This window comes from Mesorhizobium sp. BR1-1-3, from assembly GCF_020165455.1.
Lineage (GTDB): Bacteria > Pseudomonadota > Alphaproteobacteria > Rhizobiales > Rhizobiaceae > Mesorhizobium > Mesorhizobium ciceri.
Genome location: NZ_JAIUIC010000006.1, coordinates 252,470 through 269,333 on the forward strand (window position 1 = coordinate 252,470; position 16,864 = coordinate 269,333).

At 59.8% G+C, this 16,864-nt stretch carries 23 protein-coding genes and 1 pseudogene; 10 read left to right on the forward strand and 14 right to left on the reverse strand.

The window, feature by feature from the left end:
- Nucleotides 1-15: 15 nt before the first annotated feature.
- Nucleotides 16-930: a DUF2865 domain-containing protein gene (locus LB559_RS16035; protein ID WP_224674466.1), complete on the reverse strand. Its 915-nt coding sequence runs from the start codon at nucleotides 928-930 to the stop codon at nucleotides 16-18.
- A 306-nt stretch (nucleotides 931-1,236) separates the two neighbouring features.
- On the opposite strand from LB559_RS16035, the gene LB559_RS16040 reads away from it, so the two are divergent.
- Nucleotides 1,237-1,449 (forward strand): hypothetical protein, encoded by a 213-nt coding sequence (locus LB559_RS16040; protein WP_013529263.1) that lies wholly within the window; start codon nucleotides 1,237-1,239, stop codon nucleotides 1,447-1,449.
- A 15-nt stretch (nucleotides 1,450-1,464) separates the two neighbouring features.
- On the opposite strand, the gene LB559_RS16045 is transcribed toward LB559_RS16040, so the two are convergent.
- The 4 genes from LB559_RS16045 to LB559_RS16060 all read right to left on the reverse strand — a co-directional run bounded on the left by LB559_RS16045 (nucleotide 1,465) and on the right by LB559_RS16060 (nucleotide 4,120).
- Entirely contained in the window at nucleotides 1,465-1,833 is a 369-nt protein-coding gene (locus LB559_RS16045; RefSeq protein ID WP_013529262.1) for a hypothetical protein, read from the reverse strand.
- 374 nt (nucleotides 1,834-2,207) lie between these two features.
- The gene (locus tag LB559_RS16050) at nucleotides 2,208-3,065 is read right to left on the reverse strand and encodes a glutathione S-transferase family protein (protein WP_224674467.1); all 858 of its coding nucleotides are present in this window, start codon (nucleotides 3,063-3,065) and stop codon (nucleotides 2,208-2,210) included.
- A gap of 22 nt (nucleotides 3,066-3,087) precedes the next feature.
- A complete protein-coding gene (locus LB559_RS16055) occupies nucleotides 3,088-3,669 on the reverse strand; it encodes a VOC family protein (RefSeq protein ID WP_013529260.1) in 582 nt (193 codons plus the stop codon).
- Nucleotides 3,670-3,943: 274 nt separating this feature from the next.
- Nucleotides 3,944-4,120 carry a Flp family type IVb pilin gene (locus tag LB559_RS16060; protein WP_013529259.1) on the reverse strand — a complete coding sequence of 59 codons (177 nt, stop codon included), beginning with the start codon at nucleotides 4,118-4,120 and terminating at the stop codon, nucleotides 3,944-3,946.
- A gap of 437 nt (nucleotides 4,121-4,557) precedes the next feature.
- Here LB559_RS16060 and LB559_RS16065 point away from each other — a divergent pair, with 437 nt between their 5' ends.
- From LB559_RS16065 to LB559_RS16080, 4 genes are all read left to right on the forward strand, one after another.
- Nucleotides 4,558-5,799, forward strand: a complete 1,242-nt coding sequence (locus LB559_RS16065) for a tyrosine-type recombinase/integrase (protein ID WP_224674468.1) — start codon at nucleotides 4,558-4,560, stop codon at nucleotides 5,797-5,799.
- Nucleotides 5,799-5,987 carry a hypothetical protein gene (locus LB559_RS16070; RefSeq protein WP_224674469.1) on the forward strand — a complete coding sequence of 63 codons (189 nt, stop codon included), beginning with the start codon at nucleotides 5,799-5,801 and terminating at the stop codon, nucleotides 5,985-5,987. Before LB559_RS16065 ends, LB559_RS16070 begins: the two co-directional genes overlap by 1 nt.
- A 309-nt stretch (nucleotides 5,988-6,296) precedes the next feature.
- Complete coding sequence (locus LB559_RS16075; RefSeq protein WP_224674470.1) at nucleotides 6,297-7,202, forward strand: Abi family protein; 906 nt, start codon at nucleotides 6,297-6,299, stop codon at nucleotides 7,200-7,202.
- 89 nt (nucleotides 7,203-7,291) lie between these two features.
- On the forward strand, nucleotides 7,292-7,909 hold the full coding sequence (locus LB559_RS16080) for an SAM-dependent methyltransferase (RefSeq protein ID WP_224674471.1): 618 nt from the start codon (nucleotides 7,292-7,294) through the stop codon (nucleotides 7,907-7,909).
- On the opposite strand, the gene LB559_RS16085 is transcribed toward LB559_RS16080, so the two are convergent.
- From LB559_RS16085 to LB559_RS16100, 4 genes are all read right to left on the reverse strand, one after another.
- Nucleotides 7,900-8,208 (reverse strand): hypothetical protein, encoded by a 309-nt coding sequence (locus LB559_RS16085; RefSeq protein WP_224674472.1) that lies wholly within the window; start codon nucleotides 8,206-8,208, stop codon nucleotides 7,900-7,902. The two genes, LB559_RS16080 and LB559_RS16085, sit on opposite strands and share 10 nt — an antisense overlap.
- Nucleotides 8,209-8,383: 175 nt before the next feature.
- A complete protein-coding gene (locus LB559_RS16090; RefSeq protein ID WP_224674473.1) occupies nucleotides 8,384-8,701 on the reverse strand; it encodes a hypothetical protein in 318 nt (105 codons plus the stop codon).
- Nucleotides 8,695-9,477 carry a thermonuclease family protein gene (locus LB559_RS16095; protein ID WP_224674474.1) on the reverse strand — a complete coding sequence of 261 codons (783 nt, stop codon included), beginning with the start codon at nucleotides 9,475-9,477 and terminating at the stop codon, nucleotides 8,695-8,697. The genes LB559_RS16090 and LB559_RS16095 overlap by 7 nt, the downstream gene beginning before the upstream one ends.
- 2 nt (nucleotides 9,478-9,479) lie before the next feature.
- Nucleotides 9,480-9,866 (reverse strand): hypothetical protein, encoded by a 387-nt coding sequence (locus LB559_RS16100; RefSeq protein WP_224674475.1) that lies wholly within the window; start codon nucleotides 9,864-9,866, stop codon nucleotides 9,480-9,482.
- Nucleotides 9,867-10,164: 298 nt separating this feature from the next.
- Between LB559_RS16100 and LB559_RS16105 the strand changes: the two are divergent.
- A pseudogene (locus tag LB559_RS16105) lies at nucleotides 10,165-10,284 on the forward strand (KTSC domain-containing protein); the annotation flags it as partial.
- A gap of 34 nt (nucleotides 10,285-10,318) precedes the next feature.
- On the opposite strand, the gene LB559_RS16110 reads toward LB559_RS16105, so the two are convergent.
- The gene (locus LB559_RS16110) at nucleotides 10,319-10,543 is read right to left on the reverse strand and encodes a hypothetical protein (protein WP_224674476.1); all 225 of its coding nucleotides are present in this window, start codon (nucleotides 10,541-10,543) and stop codon (nucleotides 10,319-10,321) included.
- 84 nt (nucleotides 10,544-10,627) lie between these two features.
- Between LB559_RS16110 and LB559_RS16115 the strand changes: the two genes are divergently transcribed.
- The gene (locus LB559_RS16115) at nucleotides 10,628-11,488 is read left to right on the forward strand and encodes an ATP-dependent DNA ligase (protein WP_224674477.1); all 861 of its coding nucleotides are present in this window, start codon (nucleotides 10,628-10,630) and stop codon (nucleotides 11,486-11,488) included.
- 85 nt (nucleotides 11,489-11,573) lie between these two features.
- Nucleotides 11,574-12,398 carry a Ku protein gene (locus LB559_RS16120; RefSeq protein ID WP_224674478.1) on the forward strand — a complete coding sequence of 275 codons (825 nt, stop codon included), beginning with the start codon at nucleotides 11,574-11,576 and terminating at the stop codon, nucleotides 12,396-12,398.
- Here LB559_RS16120 and LB559_RS32895 read toward each other — a convergent pair whose 3' ends face one another.
- Genes LB559_RS32895 through LB559_RS16130 form a run of 3 tightly spaced genes read right to left on the reverse strand, consistent with a single transcriptional unit; the run spans nucleotide 12,399 to nucleotide 13,698 of the window.
- Entirely contained in the window at nucleotides 12,399-12,620 is a 222-nt protein-coding gene (locus LB559_RS32895) for an SOS response-associated peptidase family protein (protein ID WP_263499072.1), read from the reverse strand.
- Nucleotides 12,568-13,092: an SOS response-associated peptidase gene (locus LB559_RS16125; protein WP_263499073.1), complete on the reverse strand. Its 525-nt coding sequence runs from the start codon at nucleotides 13,090-13,092 to the stop codon at nucleotides 12,568-12,570. The genes LB559_RS32895 and LB559_RS16125 overlap by 53 nt, the downstream gene beginning before the upstream one ends.
- 18 nt (nucleotides 13,093-13,110) lie before the next feature.
- Nucleotides 13,111-13,698, reverse strand: a complete 588-nt coding sequence (locus LB559_RS16130) for a hypothetical protein (protein WP_224674479.1) — start codon at nucleotides 13,696-13,698, stop codon at nucleotides 13,111-13,113.
- Between the two features lie 113 nt (nucleotides 13,699-13,811).
- On the opposite strand from LB559_RS16130, the gene LB559_RS16135 reads away from it, so the two are divergent.
- Together LB559_RS16135 and LB559_RS16140 are read left to right on the forward strand one after the other, a co-directional pair.
- Nucleotides 13,812-14,021 (forward strand): hypothetical protein, encoded by a 210-nt coding sequence (locus LB559_RS16135; RefSeq protein WP_224674480.1) that lies wholly within the window; start codon nucleotides 13,812-13,814, stop codon nucleotides 14,019-14,021.
- The gene (locus LB559_RS16140) at nucleotides 14,021-14,482 is read left to right on the forward strand and encodes a hypothetical protein (protein WP_224674481.1); all 462 of its coding nucleotides are present in this window, start codon (nucleotides 14,021-14,023) and stop codon (nucleotides 14,480-14,482) included. The genes LB559_RS16135 and LB559_RS16140 overlap by 1 nt, the downstream gene beginning before the upstream one ends.
- A gap of 34 nt (nucleotides 14,483-14,516) precedes the next feature.
- Here LB559_RS16140 and LB559_RS16145 read toward each other — a convergent pair whose 3' ends face one another.
- Nucleotides 14,517-16,652, reverse strand: a complete 2,136-nt coding sequence (locus LB559_RS16145; RefSeq protein WP_224674482.1) for a NosD domain-containing protein — start codon at nucleotides 16,650-16,652, stop codon at nucleotides 14,517-14,519.
- Between the last annotated feature and the right edge of the window lie 212 nt (nucleotides 16,653-16,864).

The following is a 16,864-nucleotide window of genomic DNA, read 5'->3' on the forward strand; positions in this document are numbered from 1 at the left end:
TGGGGAAGCCGGCGATCATTCGGCCGGGAAAAACGCCGGGCCGACCACGCGCACCGACCGCTTGCCGGCCTCGATCGAAAGGTGCTGGGCGGCACCTGGCGCTTCGGCATCGATTCCAGGGACGGCCGCAACCGTGCCGAGATCCGGCTTCGCCGTCGGCAGCGGAATAATGGCATTGCGCATGTTGGCGGGCGTCACAGTCCTGGCTCGCAGTTCGGTGACCCGCTGGTAGTATCGCTTGACGTCGCATGCCTTGAAATTCGCATCATCGCGATATCTGAAGGCTGCCGGCAGTTCGGTATAAGGCTTGCGCGTGTCGAGCGCGACCATCTGGTCGGTTTCGAGGCTGGCATCGCTCAACGTGTAGAGGTCGACGCTGGGGTCATCGCAGATGTAACGGCATTGATCGGCCGTCTCCTTCAGATCACCGCTGGCGGCGAATTGCGACTTTGGCGCCGGGAAGAAATACCCGTCCGACAGACGCACGCAAAACAGCATCGCATTGCCGCCGAACGTGGTGCTCGCCGATTGGGTGCCGGGCGCGGCGCGCGCAGACCGTTGCTTTGCCGAAGGCGCGCAGCCGAGCGCCACGAGGCGCGCTTGCAGACCCGCCGTGTCGCGGCCTGAATTCCCGGCGGCAGCGATCCGGCGCTGCACATCCGAGCGGCTCCTGGCGAGATCGGCGCAAGCGTTGAAGAGACCACCAAGCGAACTTTTCGCCGTGCACTGGCGCTGTCTCTCGATAGTCTGGATGGCTGCAAGTTGCCGGCGCAGTTGAGCAAGCTCCGGGTTCGTCCCGTTGCTGCGGCCACCCGAAAGCAACTGGCTTCTGATCGCGCCGCAGCTGTCCGCGTAGGACGAAAGCGTCCCGAACAAAACCGCCGCCAGCGAAATCAATGCGAGCATCATGGAAGGCCAGAAACGGATCATCGGGACAACTCGGTCCTTTTTGCGGAGAACCCGGAATTACAGTCCATAAATTACACAAGCTTCAGCTATATGAGTAAACTCTAATTATCTCAAGAACTTCATCCCGAGTAAGCTTTTGTCTATTGTATTATGTCATCTCGTGTAAATTCGATATTACATTTTTATTTCAAGATTGAGACGAACCTCGAAGGAAAGCGCAAGCCCGACCCTCGCCGCGGACCTGCAACGCAACGGACCGCCATTATCGCCAGGCGTTCGAAACCTTTGCCCGGTCTTCCGCGTTGAAGGACCAAAGGGAGAACGCAGATGTCGATCCACTTCACCGTCTCGGACCTGACAAGAAACCTGTTTCACTCGCTGGGGCTGGATCAGCGCGCGCCAAGGCCTCTCAATCCCGAACAAAGCCTGTTGCTGGAATGCTATCTGGCCGGTCAGGTTCCGGAATCGGCCTGGAACGACTACGTCTTCGAAACGCCCGATCTTGCCCGGCATGCCGCGGCAAGGCGCAGTCACCATTGAGCCGGCGGCGGGTGCCTACTTGGGAGAGGCGAATTGCAACGTGAACACGTTGCCTGCGATCCCTTGCGCCAGTTTCGCTGAGAAGGTCAGGGGCAGACAATTCTGCAAGGCGGTCGTTGCGGCGTCGACAAAGGACTTCTTCGCCTTGGCATCGCCTTCCACCTTGATGGCTGTCGGCCTCGGTGGGCCGATCAGCGTGCCGTCCCGCTTGAAGCTGAAGCTCAATGTGACGCTGGCGGTTCCCGCTCCCGCCGGCGGTGTCCAGCAAGCCTGGATCGCGGCCCCGACATCGTCCATCGTGTTGAGTTCAGCTGCACTTGACGCATGAACAGCGCCCGCCAGCATCACGCCCGCAACCGCAATCCGTCTCGCAACGCTTTTCATCGCCAGCCCTCACGCCTGACCACGGTCCATCTGGGACGCTCAATGGATGGTAGGGCCAACGTCGGCAATGGCAATATCTCTCGGCAAACTTGACGCCGAAAAAGCGACACCTGACTGGGCTTGCGCGGTCTGATCGCTGCTCGATCGCGCCTGGCGATAAAGCAATGCCGGTTAAGTGTGAAACGGTTTTCCCGGAAAAGCGCATAACGCTTTTCCCTTGGGAATTGCGTCGAACAAAGCGTGCGAAAAGCAAAAGGCCGGCATTGCGCCGACCTTTCCTATCGCTGCGACGTTCTGCGCCAGTACATCCGTGGTCGCGGGCCGAAAGCGAATTGCCTGCAGTAGACAGGGCTTTGGTTAACGAACCCTTAAGCTCAGGCCTTGGCCTGGGACTTCACATGGGCGATATAACCGCGCACGTCGCCGGCCGGCTCGCTATAGGCCTTGCCGAGCTTCTTCTCAATCGCCGCCACATAGTCCTTCGCCCATGTGGGCAAGGCATAGTCGATGACGGCCAGAAATTCGAGCGTCGCCGCCAGCCGGATATCGGCGATCGACGGATGCTTGCCGCCGATGAACGGCTTGCCGTCCCTGAAGAACGAGTGGAAGACCTCCAGCGGCTCGGCAATCGCCGCCATCGCCGCCTTCTGGGCTTCGGACTTCTTGTCGGGATGGGCGTCGCTGTGGCCGACCTCGCCGGCATAGTGCGGGAAGCCGAGCGCCGGATAGGTGGCGCGCGCCACATAGGGGTAGAGCGTGCCGATCAGGTAGAACATCGCACTGTCGACCATCGCCCGCTTGGCCGGCGCCTTCGGATAGAATTTCTCCAACCCGTGCTTGTTGGCGAGATACTGCATGATAGCGCAGCTTTCCCACAGCACGCCTCTGGGCAGGCCCTTGTCCTCGATCATCGGTGTCAAATGGGCGGGATTTCGCGCCATGAACTCCGGCGAACGGGTGTGGCCCCAGGCATCGGTCTCGGCGTGGTCGAAACCCGCCGCGCGCGCAAACACCCGCACGGTCATGTTGTTGACGCTAGGCTTCAGCATGCTGAGCTTCAGCGCCGGCTTCTTGGCCGGGTTGGCCTTGGCCCTGGGCGCGGCTTTTGCCGTCGCCTTCACCGCAGGCTTGGCGGCCGCCTTGGCTTTTGGCGTTGCCGCAGCTTTCGCCGCCGGCTTGGCGGCAGCTTTGGCCGCGGATTTCCCGGCAGTCTTCGTCGCTGTCTTGGCCATCTTGTTCCTCCCTCTGGTCTGTTCAGTATGGGTTCTTCGGCGCCCGATCGTCCGACAGGGTGGCACGGGAACGCTCTACGAGCGTCTGGATCGCATCGGCGAGATGCACTTCGGCGATGTTGTAGTCGCCGCGCCCGACCCGCAGCCTGTGCGCTTCCATCAGCACATCCGCATGGGTGAAGCCCGCCGGCGGTTCGAAGCGGTAGGACGCCAACTCGATCAGCAAGCCGAGCGGATCCTCGAAATAGATCGAATCCATGAAACCGCGATCCTTGACGCCGCTGTGCTTGATGCCGCGCTCGTCAAGCCGGGAGACCGCCTGCAGGAAGGTGACGCGCGACACCGAAAAGGCGATGTGGTGAACACAGCCCGGATCGGTCGGCGTGCGCCGCTTCTCCGGCGTCCGGCTCTCGTCGGTGAAGATAGTGATCAGCCGGCCGTCGCCGGGATCGAAATAGAGGTGGCTTTCCCTCGGCTTGTCGAGATTGGGCTGTTCGAAGATGAACGGCATGCCGAGCACGCCTTCCCAGAAATCGATAGAGGTCTGGCGCCCGGCGCCGACCAGCGTGATGTGATGGACGCCCTGCGATTGCAGCTTCTGCATTGGCCTTCCTCCCCCATGGATCAACTGGCCTTACGGACAGCGCGGCGTTCTGCGCGCCGCTGGAGCCGTACCCCAGGATCCATGATGTGATGCTAATGCAAACAGCTCCGCGGCGCCAGAAGCGACGAACGCGGTGACGCAACGGATAAAGCCGACCGATGGAAAGTGCGCCGTCCGCACTTCCGATGCCAGGCATCGGAAGCACGTACGCGCTGCGCTTTGGAGGCTGAGATCGGCGAATCCGGCCGATAGCCGACCGAATTGATGTACCGACTTACGAGCCGCTGCTGTTGACCGTAGTGCCGACGGTCGTGAAGATCCCGTTGAGCGAATTGCCAACCGCCCCGGCGCCGGTGATGATCGCGAGCGCGATGAGAGCCGCGATCAAGCCATACTCGATCGCGGTCGCGCCAGACTCGTCCCAAGCGAAACGACAAGCTATTTTCTGCATTTCAACCTCCTACAGCTACTAAAGCGAAAACTAATATTCTCCGTGAGTTGCGGGGACGTTAAGGTTCTCGGTTTCGCGTCCGTTAACATTTGCCAGACGAATGAAATAAAGGCCGGGTTGGTTGGTGCCACTGGGAGTTTTTAAGGCTGCGGCTACCTGTGCAGAGCGGGTTTCCCGGACGCCACAGTATCGAGGCTCCGCGACTTCAGAAACGAAATCGACGGCATCCTGCAAATTTGTCGAAAAACTTGGTACGCCCAAGGGGAATCGAACCCCTGTTCCCGCCGTGAGAGGGCGAGTTCATGGACAGCGGCGCACAACCACGCACACACCTACACGTTTGATTTTCATATGCTATTTCCGCTACAATGCGCCCGTGTGCATAGTTGTACTGTCCGGTTCGTTGCAACGAATTCGGCAACGAAAAGGTGGAAGCGATGGCCCAACGTCGAAGCGTGCTCTCCAGCAAAACCAGCCGGGCGGCCCTGCCCGCTTCGGACGCGCCCGAGTGGGAAGTCATCAGCCCAGGGATTCGCATTGGCTACCGGCGGGGCCGCGGCAGCTATGGCCGCGGCGGCAACTGGCTGGCGGCTTCCAGGGCGCCGGACAACAAACGAGTGCAGACGCGGCTGGGCAAGGCCGACGATTTGCTGCCGGCTGATGGCAAAGCCGTGCTGACCCATGAACAAGCAAAGGACGCGGCTCGAGCCTGGGTGAAGGGGTTGAAGGTCGGCACCGACGCTTCGCCGTCCCTCACTGTCAGTGATGCGCTCGACCGTTATTTCGAAGCACGGTCAGCCGAAGGAATGAAGGCCATTGATGACGCGAGGTCGCGCGCGGCGCTCCACATTCGACCGAAGCTTGGTTCTTTACGCGTCGCCGACCTGACGATCGGCAAGGTGCGCGCCTGGCGGGACGGCATGGTTACGTCCGAAAAGCGACTTCGAACAGCCAAGCGCGCCAAAGAGGCAAACAAGATCCTCGTCGACCTGTCGGACCCCGAAGTAATCCGTCGGCGGCGCGACACCGCAAACCGCACACTCACGATACTGAAGGCGGCGCTCAATTGGGCCTTTAACAATCATCTGACGGCCGACGACACGGCATGGCGCCTAGTGAAGCCTTACCGGAGCACCACGTCGGCGCGTATCCGGTTTCTGTCGCCAGATGAGCAGCGCGCACTGGTGGCCGCCAGCAACGGGGCTATCCGCGACTTGATATCGGCCGCGCTGGTGACGGGCGCCCGTTTCGGTGAACTGGCGCGGCTACGCGTGGCTGACTACGACGTCGTGAACAAGTCGGTGTTCATCGCCGAAAGCAAAAGCGGGAAGCCGCGGCACGTCCCGTTGCCAGACGGCGGGGCGGGTTTGTTTGCCAGGCTCGTGGCCGATCGTGGCGCCGGCGAATTCCTGCTTCGGCAGGAGAGCGGTGCGGCCTGGGCGCCGTCGACCTACAATCGCTCGTGGAAAGCCGTTCTGAAGATCGCGAATGTGCAGTCAGTCACTTTGCACGAGCTGCGGCACACGTACGCCAGCACGATGGTCCGCAACGGCGCGCCGCTGATCATCGTGGCCCAGGCGCTCGGCCATAGCGACACCCGCATGGCGGAGAAGCACTACGCCCACCTGGCGCCGTCGTATGTCGCCGACACGATCAGGCGCTTGGCCCCCGACATTTGATGCTGGCGCTGTCGGAACGATCAGTGACAAGAGATGAGATCGACTGGCGTTCCGCGCGGGGCGCAGAGGATCGGACGCGCATGGAAATGGCTGTGACCGACATCCGCGCCGGCCTGGTGCCTCGCGCCGAACATGAACGCGTCTGGCAGAACTATGACCAGCGCTTAACCGATGAGCAACGCCGATGAAATCAAAGCCGCCGCCGGAAGCGTGTACAACCAGCGCGACGTGATCCGCGACTTTCCTAGAGCGACTCGATCGTGCAGAACATCGGTCACCGTGAGGGAAAAATTTTGTGATTCTGGATCAACGGGTTGCCGGCCATTTTGGCCATTCTCGTCCTATTTTGGCCAAACCGGTTATTGCCTTGTTAAGACGAATACGCCATATCCACTACCAATAAGACCCGCCACGCCTCGGACGGAGCTTCGGCTTCGAACTGCGCACCCCGGCGGGTTTCTCTTTTTAGTGGTTGCGAATCTGCTTACTAGTCAGGCATGAAATTCGCAAAACCCGCCGTTTCAATCGAAGGACAGATCGCGCTGTTGGAAGCTCGGGGCATGGCGGTCCCCGATCACAAGCACGCGACGCACTGCCTTCAACACATCAGCTACTATCGCCTACGCGCGTATTGGCTTCCTTTTGAGGATGCCGTCCCAGCGCCTGGTGAGCACAAGTTCAGACCCGGCACGTCGTTCGACGATGTGCTCGCGCTGTATGTTTTCGACCGCAGGCTGCGCTTGCTGGTGTTAGACGCGGTCGAGCGCATCGAAGTCTCTCTTCGCGGAAGTTGGGCTCATTTTCTGGCGATGAGATATGGCTCTCACGGCTACCTGGACAAGGTGAACTACGACCGCGAAGACCACTATCAGAAGGCTTTTGACAACCTCGTCGAAGAGATCGAACGGTCGAAGGACACCTTCATCAAGCACTACCTGGACAAATATGATGATCCCCGGCATCCGCCAATCTGGATGACGGCCGAGGTCATATCGCTCGGCCAACTTTCAAAATGGCTGGGAAATCTGAAGCTGCGCGCCGATCGCCAGGCTATCGCAAAGCACTATGGCCTTGACGAGAAGGTCCTTGTTTCAGTCGCACACCACCTGACCTACGTTCGCAACATTTGCGCTCACCATGGCCGGCTCTGGAACAAGCAGTTCACGGTGACCATGATCATGCCGAATTCGCCGGCCGCGCTTAAGCTCGCGATGAACCGTGCATCGGATAGACGCCTCTACAATACGCTGGCGGTGCTGGGATACTTGATGAGCGTGGTCGCACCGGGCTCACGGTGGCGCCCCGAGCTGATCGAGCTGATCGACTCCTGCCCCTTGGCAAATCCGGGTGCCATCGGTTTTCCGTCGAACTGGAAAAGCCAGCCGGCTTGGAAAATCGCCTAGCGCGCAACCTCGCCCGTCAAAATAGTTGGCTGCACAGAATCTTTTTCCAGCGAAGCAGGGTATGGTCGCTCTGTCATCGGAGCCGGCACATGCAGAACACCTCGCACGCGGTCATGTCGCAGCGTTTCGAAGCCAAGGACAGCACCGACAATTTTCCGACACCTCCATGGGCGACCCGCGCCCTGGTCGAACATGTCATCGGAAACGTGGCTGATCTGCGAAATATGACTTGTCTTGAGCCGGCGTGTGGTCAAGGGCATATGTCCAAGCCGCTCGCGGAGTATTTCGGCGACGTTCAGTCGTCAGACGCATACTGGTACGGTTTTGGCCCGATCCGTGACTTCCTGAATTACCCTTTTGAGGCTGGATCACATGACTGGGTGATCACCAATCCACCATTCCGCCTCGCTGAGCAGTTCGTTGACCGCGCCTTGACAGTCGCTCGCGTTGGCGTCGCCATATTGGCGCGCACCGTCTTCCTTGAAAGCGCTGGCCGCTACCAGGATATTTTCCAGCATCGGCCGCCTACAAAGTTCGCCCAATTCGTCGAGCGCGTACCGATGGTTAAGGGTCGCTTAGACCGCAAAGCCTCGACCGCGACAGGCTATGCTTGGTTCGTGTGGGAAAAGGCCGTCTCTGCGGAACCGCGACTTATGTGGGTGCCACCATGCCGGAAGGCCTTGGAGCGCAACAGCGACTATTCGTGAACGTTCCAGCGCTTGACGCCCGCCGCTAGCGTTTCCTTCGCCTCGTCTGCATTGCCAGCCTCCAATGCGGCGAGAGCCTTTTCGAGGTGGGCATAAATCCTGCGCCCTTTAATGCCCGGCGCGCCCTTCGGTGGCAATTCTGCGGCCGGCGCAGCTGCAACGTGGCCGAACATCTCGCCCGAAAGAACTTCTGCAATTCGCGCCTGGTTCTCGCCGAAATAGGCGGCCATGTCGTGGTGCTTATCGCCTCGCGCTGCCATACCGACAATCAACCGAGCATCATTTTGCGTCAGTGCCATTTTACCCTCCCAAGGAGTCGGGACTGTCCAGCATCACCGTGCTCATGTCAAACTCGGCTGTCAGCTCGCGCCGGGCTTTTATTGGCGCCTGCGATCAGCGCTAAGAGGTGATGATGCGCGCACCCCTGCTAAACCCGGAAGTCGCCGGCGGGGCGCCGCACTGACGCAGATCGGCTCAGCCGCCGCCCATCGTGTCCATTAGGATGAACATCTCACCGCAAGCCTTAGGGTGGCCCTTACTCGCCACTTCCTTGTCAAATTCACGAAACCCGTCGGCGATGTATCGGCGGGCTTGAGCTTCCGTCGATCTAGGGCAATCTTTTTTCAGCACACTGAGGGTCTTCCTCATCGCGTTCGACTCCGGGAAGTTGCAAATCAGCGACGTGCGCATGAACAGTCCGTACATCTTCCAGAGGTTTGGACACTCGCCTTTAGGCGTGCCGGCGAGGCATTGCGTCGAGACTAAACAAAGCACCAGGACATATTTCAGCATAGGCTCTCACACGGAAGGCCGTCGCCATCGCGGTCCAGCTTGCCACCCCACGGACAATTGCTGAGATACCAGTTGGCTTCGTCGCAGGAGCCGATTTGCGAACACGTCCGCCGGGGTTGGCATGTGTAGCTTTGCGCAACCTGGCGGCTGATGATGCCGAGCGGTTGGCTTACCGCCGGCCGGGCGTTGTCTCCATGCGCAGCGCGCCAGTCCCACGGCGCTTGGAACTTTCCAACCCACAGCCCGATCTTCGCCGCCTCGGCCTTCGCCTGCTGCGCTGCATAGGCGCCATGGCTGTATTTGGGCCAGTCGAGCGCCTGCCCGTGCTCGACCATCCAGACGGCGACGCTGGTGCCATCGGCACGATGGCAGTCGCCTACAAAGCGGTTGTAGCGGTCCCATGCAACGAAGGCGCATGTGACCGGCCTCGAGGCAGCCAAGAACCCGTCGAGTGCTGCTGCGGCCTTCGCCCCGCACCGGTAGCGAACGCCCTTAGCGTCGTCGCAAGGCTGACCTGACTCAGGGGCGTCGATGCCGTTGAAGCGGATACGCTGCCCATGGATCTCGATCGTGTCGCCGTCGATGACTGACGCGATGCCTGCGATCGGCTCCGGCGATCGTCCAATCCAATGCGACACGTTTAGGTCGGGGGCGCCCTCGCTGTGCTGCACGGCGAACTGCGCGGCGAAGGCTGCTGCCGCAGCCACCGTGATTAAGACCAGCCGCAGCGGCACGGTGGTCCTCTTTCGTCTTGCGGATTTTTCAATGCGGGCCATCGCTATTCTGTCTCATGGCCGGTTCGACCACCAGGCTTGGCCTCGGCGGCTCGCTCGCCGCATGGCCTTCCCGCGCTGTCGGTTTGGGTTCGGAGATCGCAGGGATGTTGTCCGCTATCGCCTACATTCACGACCGTGCCGCCAGAAGCCGGCGGCGCCAAAGTCGTACCGCGATACTGTTGAACGACGCCGGCAATCCGCTGCCCGTCGCTTTCGATGTGGGTGTTGTTGCTGTTTGGGTTGAAGGGATCGACGGTCTGCAGAAGCATGTTGGCGTGGTTCGCATCGCCGGCCGCGAGCGTCACCGAATCATAGTTGTTCAAATAGTCAGCCGCGCAGCCCGAAAATAGAACTGCCAGCACAGTAGAAAAACACGAATGACAACGCATGTAGGTATCCCCCGACACCAACCCGACCATGCACTGATTATGCTTTGTTGTCGAATCCGCTGATTAGCGCGAGATTTCGCCCCGACGTCGACTTCGACTCTATGCCGATCCTCGGCTGGCGAAGCCTTCATCTTCCAACAGAAGGCTGCCGAACCAGCCTCAGAACGGAACCTTTTTCCAACATCGAAGTTTGGGAGGCGCTTGGTTTCCCTCACCGAGCAGATCACCGGACGGGCCCGCTGCTTCCCAGTAGCGGGCCTATCCGCTCGCTGCTTCGATCGGCAAATCCTGGTGCGCCATGCCGTCGACCTCGATACGCAAATTCGAATATGACCCGAACACCAGGGTTCTTTCAGTGTGGTTTGTAGCGAGCGGCAGGCAATATGAATTTCTGGACGTGCCCCCGGAGACCTTTGCGGATTTCAAATCTGCCTTTGCCAAGGGCCGCTATTTCAATGATCGCATCCGCAACCATTTTGCGTTCCGGCCGGTGGCACAAGCTCCAACTCCAGCGGCTCATGTTGGGGCTGATCGTGCCAAGCAACCTGGCGGAAATCGCGCATGTCCAACGGCTGGCCGCACACCGGACAGGTCATGAAATTGTCGCGCTCGTCGGCAGGTTCGCCGCCGTGCTGCTTGCCTATGATCGGTGGTCCAAGATCGGATAATTTCGTCATGGGCTATCAAACATTCCATTCGTCTAAAATGTTCCGGAACCATTTTAGCGCGCGCTAATTGAATCGCACTATGCGAGTCAGCGCATGCCTCTGAAGTTCATCAAGCCCATGGAGCCCGAGCTGGTCGATACGGCACCGCAGGGCGACGAATGGCTCCATGAGATCAAATTCGACGGGTATCGCACCCAAATTATCAAGGATGAAAACGGGATCCGGCTGTTCACCAAGAACGGATACGATTGGACCGGTCGCTACATCGAACTTGCCGGAGAGGCGGAGGCGATCGAGGCGGACAGTTTCATCATCGATGGCGAGACAATCACGGTCAACGAGGCCGGCCTGTCCGACTTCCACGCCCTGCAGTCAGCCGTCACCCGTCGTAAGCCGTCGCGCGATCTGTATTTGGTGGCATTCGACCTCCTGCACCTGAACGGGCATGATTTGCGCAACATGCCGGTGGAAGACCGCCGCGAGATCCTGCAGGAACTGATTCCAGCCGTCGGCCGCATTCAGGTCAGCAAAGCCATGCCCGGCACCGGTGACGCGGTTTATCACCTGGTCGACAGGGCAGGACTGGAGGGCATGGTCTCGAAGCGCAAGGACAGCATCTATCGCAGCGGACCGACGATGAACTGGCGCAAGATCAAGTGCTATGCCGAAAAGGAAATGGACATTATTGGCGTGCAGCGCGAGGCCGGCAAGCCCGCAATGGTGCTCATGGCCGAAAAAGGTCGCTATGCCGGCGGCGCTTTCGTTGCGTTTAAAGCTGACAAGCGCCAGCGACTTTGGGATCGCGTGCAAGGGAAGGTCGGCGGGCCGGTGCCGATCGGTCTCAAGAAAGAAAAGGCCGAATGGCTCAAGCCTGGTCTGGTCGGTCGCGTGCGGTTCCTGAAAGGCGAGGAGAAGCTTCGCCATGCGAAGCTGCTGGATTACCGGGAGGAATGACTAACTTGGCGAAGAGGGCTGCCCCTCTGCGGAACAGAACCGTGTGCCTGGCGTTGTGCGGACATCGACGTCTAGGAGAAACGGCATGGTGGCGCCACGCGCGGTCTGGAAGGGCTTTCTGAGGGTCGGTTCCGTGTCGTGCGGGGTCAAGATAGTGGGTGCCACAAGCGAGGCATCGAAAATCCACTTCAAGATTTTGAACCGCAGCGACGGGTTACCCGTGAAGAGTGCCTATGTCGACGAAGAGACCGGCGATGTTGTCGAAGCCGAGGATCAGATCAAAGGCTATGAAGCGGACAAGGGCGATTTCATCCACGTCGAGCCGGACGAGATCAAGAAACTGAAACTGACGTCGCAGCACACACTCGATGTCGATTCCTTTGTTCCGGTTGCCGAGATCGACACGCGCTATCTCGAAAAGCCTTACTACTTGATCCCGGCAGATGGCGCTTCCCTAGAGGCCTTTGCCGTCCTGCGCGACGCGATGGCCAAGAAGCGCGTCGCGGCACGCTCCTGCGTCGTACTCTATCAGCGCGGGCGCGAAGTGTTGATCCAACCCCTTGGTAAGGGGATGTTGCTGACCGAGTTGCGCACCCACAATGAGATGACGTCGGAAGACACTGTCTTCGACGATGTGAAAAGCCCCAAGTACGATTCGGATTTGCTCGAAATCGCGGGCCTCCTTATCGACAAGAAGGTGACGAAGTTCGATCCCTCGAAATTCGAGGACACCTACGAGGATGCGTTGATCGCCATGATTGACGCCAAGCGCAAGGGCAAAAAGCCTCCGAAACCGGCGCCGAAGCCCAAGGAGAACGTGGTCGACTTGGCCTCGGTTCTTCGAAAGAGCCTCGCCAAGGAAGGCATCGGCCAAGACCGGACAAAGGCGAAGGACCGCAAATCAGCATAGTTAGAGAGGATTGATAGGCCCGACCAAGGCGGGATGGTCATTGGGCTGCTTGTTGATTAGCGTCGAATTGACGTCGCGGCCGACGCGATTGAACTGCAGTTGGCCATCGATGTCGTGACTGAGAATGTCTTTCAAGTCGTCCTTGGGTGTCGCCGGATCCAGCCACGCGTCATAGTAGGTTTGGTCGAGGATGACCGGCTGCCGATCGTGCAGGTTCTTCATCGGGTCGCTGGCGGGGCTCGGTGATGATGGTGCAACTGGTGATATCTAGGTTCGAATTGTAGGCCCACAGGCCGGCAAACGAGAACGGCGCGTGGCCGGGCAAGTAGATATGCCAAGGATCTTTCTTGCCGTCGGCTGGCGAGATGGTCCATTCGTAGAAGCCGTCGGCCGGGATTAGACAGCGCTTCGACTTGAACGCGTCACGGAAGGCCGGGGCCGTATCGACGCCTTCGATCCTGGCGTTGAACATCGCCGCCTTGGGCATCTCTTTCGCCCAGAACGGTACGAGCCACCAGCGGCCCTCCCGGAGCTTGTGACTGCCGTTTTCGCCGGCAGTGACGAACGGGACTTCCTCGGTTGGCGCGATGTTGTAGCGAGGGGCATCATTGCGGCCGGTCTCCGCCGGCGCCGTCAGCCGATAGAGCCGGTGGATCTCGGACCAAGTGAGGTATCGGGTGAAGCGGCCGCACATGCCTTTGCCTCTATTGCCTCAGTGCGATGTGGGCATCTCAGTCGCAGCTTCAAGGGCATCGATCGCGTCGTAGACGGCTTGGCGCTTAGGCTCGATCGGCTCGGCGGGATGAAATCCCGCAAGCTCTAGCCTGGTAAAGGCAACCGTCACCGCCGCGATTAGATCGCGCGGATTGTCCAGATCGACAGCCAACCTGTCCGCCAGTATGCCAATTTGCGAATTCATAAATTCGCCGTTGCCGTCTTGCGCGGCAGTCAGAGCGCGGAGCATGGCCAAGGCCGTTGGCCGGTCAGCCAGTTGCGTTGCCGGGTCCACCAATAATTGCAGATCGGCGGCAGCCGGGCGCTTTTCGGCGGGCCAGTCAGCGCAACATGCGTCTAAGGCTGCCCGCGACGCTTCTATCCAGGCGCTCGCTGCTTCGTTCTCTTCCTCTGTTGGCAGGCTCTCGTCGGCGAAACTGGCGTCGTCCCAGCCTTCAATGGCAAACATTCCATCAGCGGCCTCAACGGCTGAAATTCCAGCGCGGTCCAATACCTCCTTCGCCGCGGCTATCCCGCGCACAATCTCCTCGGGCGACGCGCCCGGTACTGTCAAAAGCAGGTCCATTTCTGCCTCCTTTCCTGCCAACAGTGAACAAAAAGAGAACGCTGGAGTCAAGTGCCTCTTGACGAGACAGGAATATGTTCCTTATTCCTGAATGATCGTTGCAGGAAAGGGCTATGGGAAAGCGCCAGAACGCGCCGGCCGGCGAAGCTATGTCCGAATTGGAGATGCTGGCACAACAGGCGATCGTTGCGGCCGGCGACGATGTCGTGGTCGCCTTGCTGAACGTCCTTGCCAAGAACGTCGAGCTTGAACGTGAACTTGCATTGTCGCGCGCCGCCGTGTCGAGCGGATTTTCTCGTGGCTGGCATAAGGGGCGCCTCTAATGGCAGAGACGGCCGAAGATAACTTCCGGATCGAAGTGTGGGATCGAGAGGAGAAGACGCATCTCGAAACCATATGCCGATCCCCCGACGCGATGGTCAGTCAGGCGGCTTGGCAGGCGGCCATTCGGCGCCGGCCGGGCATGCTGCTGATCCACTACAACAGTCGCCACATCATGGAAAAAATCATCACGCCGGGGGAGGTCAGAATACCGCCGCAGACGATTGTCGAGGGGAGCGTTCACGCTGGCCTGGACGTGTCGTTAGGCGATTTGCGCGAGTGGCATAAGCTCCGCGCTTGGTGCAAAAATTGCTCGCACCACGCAGAGGTGAAGCCCGCGGCTCTCATCCGGAGACATGGCAAAGACGCCCTGTTCAGTTCCGTCGAGCGGTCGTTGCTGTGCACGAGTTGCGACAGAGGCGGGCCAGTTAGGCTGGAAATTCACAAGCTGCCAAGGAATTGATCCAGGATAGCCACGAACGAGGACCAGCGGGAAATCAGGCCTTGAATACCGAGCACCGCAGAGTGCCGCTGGTGATGTCCAGCACGCCGCCGCTCTCGTTCTGAAAGCGTACAGAGACCGTGTTGGTTGCGCTGACCCAGGCAGTAATCGTAATGCCAGAGGTATCGAGTGAGAACGACGCCTGCGCCGTATCGCCAAGCGCCGCGCCGGTAACTGTCACGGTCGTTGTGGTCCCGGCGGCATCCGCCAATGAGGGCGGATCGTAAGTGGCAGATCCTCGCAGATAGCCGTCTCTAGTGCTGCCAGCCGCAAGCGCGACGGTGCCGGCTGCGACGTTGTTGGAATAGGTGGTGTTGAAGGCCGCCGTCTCTTGGATGCTAACGCTGTTGGTGGTTGAGAGGAGCTGGTTGTTGGTTACGATGTTGCCACGAGCACCAGCCGACCCGCCGTAAAATAGAACGTCGATGTTCGTGTTGTTGAACAGCGTGTTGCCGACGATGTTGCAGTTTGTCGACGTCTGCAACGTCAGACCGTAGGTGGCCGACGAGACGATGGCGTTGCCGATCACGTTGATTTGGGTGCTGGTTGTAAGCTCCACCCCTGGCCCTTTGGATGCGCCCACCCAATTCCCAATAATGTTGCCGCGCGAGACGCCGACCAACTGCACGTTGAAGCCCGAGCCAGTTGCTGGAACATCGATCATGCAATTCTGCACAGTCACATATTCATTGTAAGTGACGTTAATGTTGCCGCCCGACGCCGACCCGGAGCCGTTTTGGGTGATCGTGCATTGCTCAAATAGCTGGCCGCAAGAGAACGATACGGAGCCGCTGTCGCCGTTGATGTGGATCCCCCATACGGCATTAAGCTCACAGATGGTCTGCGAAACGGTGCCGTTAACGCACCGGTGCGTGTAGAGCCCTCTATTTCCATTAGAGAATTTGCAGCGCGTGATTTTGTAGAGTTGGCAAAACTCTAGCTGAACGTCCTTGTCGTACCCACGGATCGCAACATTGTCGATTTGCAGATAGCCGCAGCCAGTCGCGAGTGCCGTATTGAGAGCGCCGATGCCGAAAGTGTTGGTGGTCTTCGGAACACCGCTCTGCGTCAACTGGAAGTCGGCAAACCGGGTCTCGTTCAGGCTCAGGTCGGGTGTGATGACAAAGCCGGAAATAGTGGCCGCAGATATGATCTGAGTTTGCTTGATGCCCGCCCCACGAAATTCCAGCGCCTTACCGACCGTAAAGGCGGTGTTGTGGGTGAAGCCGTAGGGCATGTAAATTTGGGCGTTGGAAGACGCGAGGTTGATCGCTGACTGCACCTTGGCATACTGGTCGGTGCCATCGTTGACGACTTGGAACCAACGCAGATTGATCGGTTGACCGTTCACCGCGTCCTGACGCACCCAAGCGCCAACCGTGGCTGCGATCGCCGTTGCTTTGAGATACATGCCCTCGAACGTGTCTGCCGCTACCTGAGTCGAGAAGTCACCTGCCGTGAACAGCCATATGCTGCTGTCGAAAAACGCGGCGGTCTCTTTTGTCGTATCGACGGCGCGAAGATTGGTGCGGCTGGTGATGTTCGGCGCGGTGCCCAAGAAGCTACGCACGTCCGGCTTGGCTTTCGCGTCGTAACCCGAGGCATCAGCCCTGGCGACAAGCATGGTGTCGGCGCTGATATTTGGAAACCCGCTCGGGGCCGGTCCTGTCGCCCCGCTAGGCCCGGCGACGCCCGTTGCGCCCGTTGTTCCGGTTGGGCCGGTTGCTCCTGTCAACCCTGTGACGCCTGTCGGCCCGGTAGGCCCGGCGACACCCGTCGGCCCCGTTGGGCCCGTGATCCCCGTCGGTCCCGTGGCGCCTGCCGGCCCTGTGGCGCCGACGGCACCGGACGGGCCGGTTGCCCCGGTGGACCCGCTTCCCGCCGGTCCAGTCGGCCCCGTGGGGCCTGTCGCGCCTTCGCCGGTGATCAGCGCCCGCGTGGCGGCCGACAGGCTGTCAGGCGTCACGATCTGGTTGTTCAGCTTTCCGTCGGAGCGGCGCACGTCGGCCAGCGCGTCGATCGTGTCGTCGATGCCGCGCACGAGCTCCGCCAGGTCATTGTCGAGCTGCGCGCCGTCCGGAAAGGAATACAGGTAGCTGAAATCGATGATGGGCTTTACGGGAGAAGGCATCTGCATCACTCGCAACACGGCTACCCGATCGATGCCATCCGCTTGGGGACGACAATTTCTCAACAATGATGAGATCGAGGGAAAGCTGGTTGATCGAAGCCCTGGTAGACCAAGGCGGGTGATGCGACTGCCCGATTTTCGCGCTGTTCCGGCGATCAACAGAATAGCACAGTCGCAACTTTCCCGAAATGCTTGTTTGTTGCACCAACGAT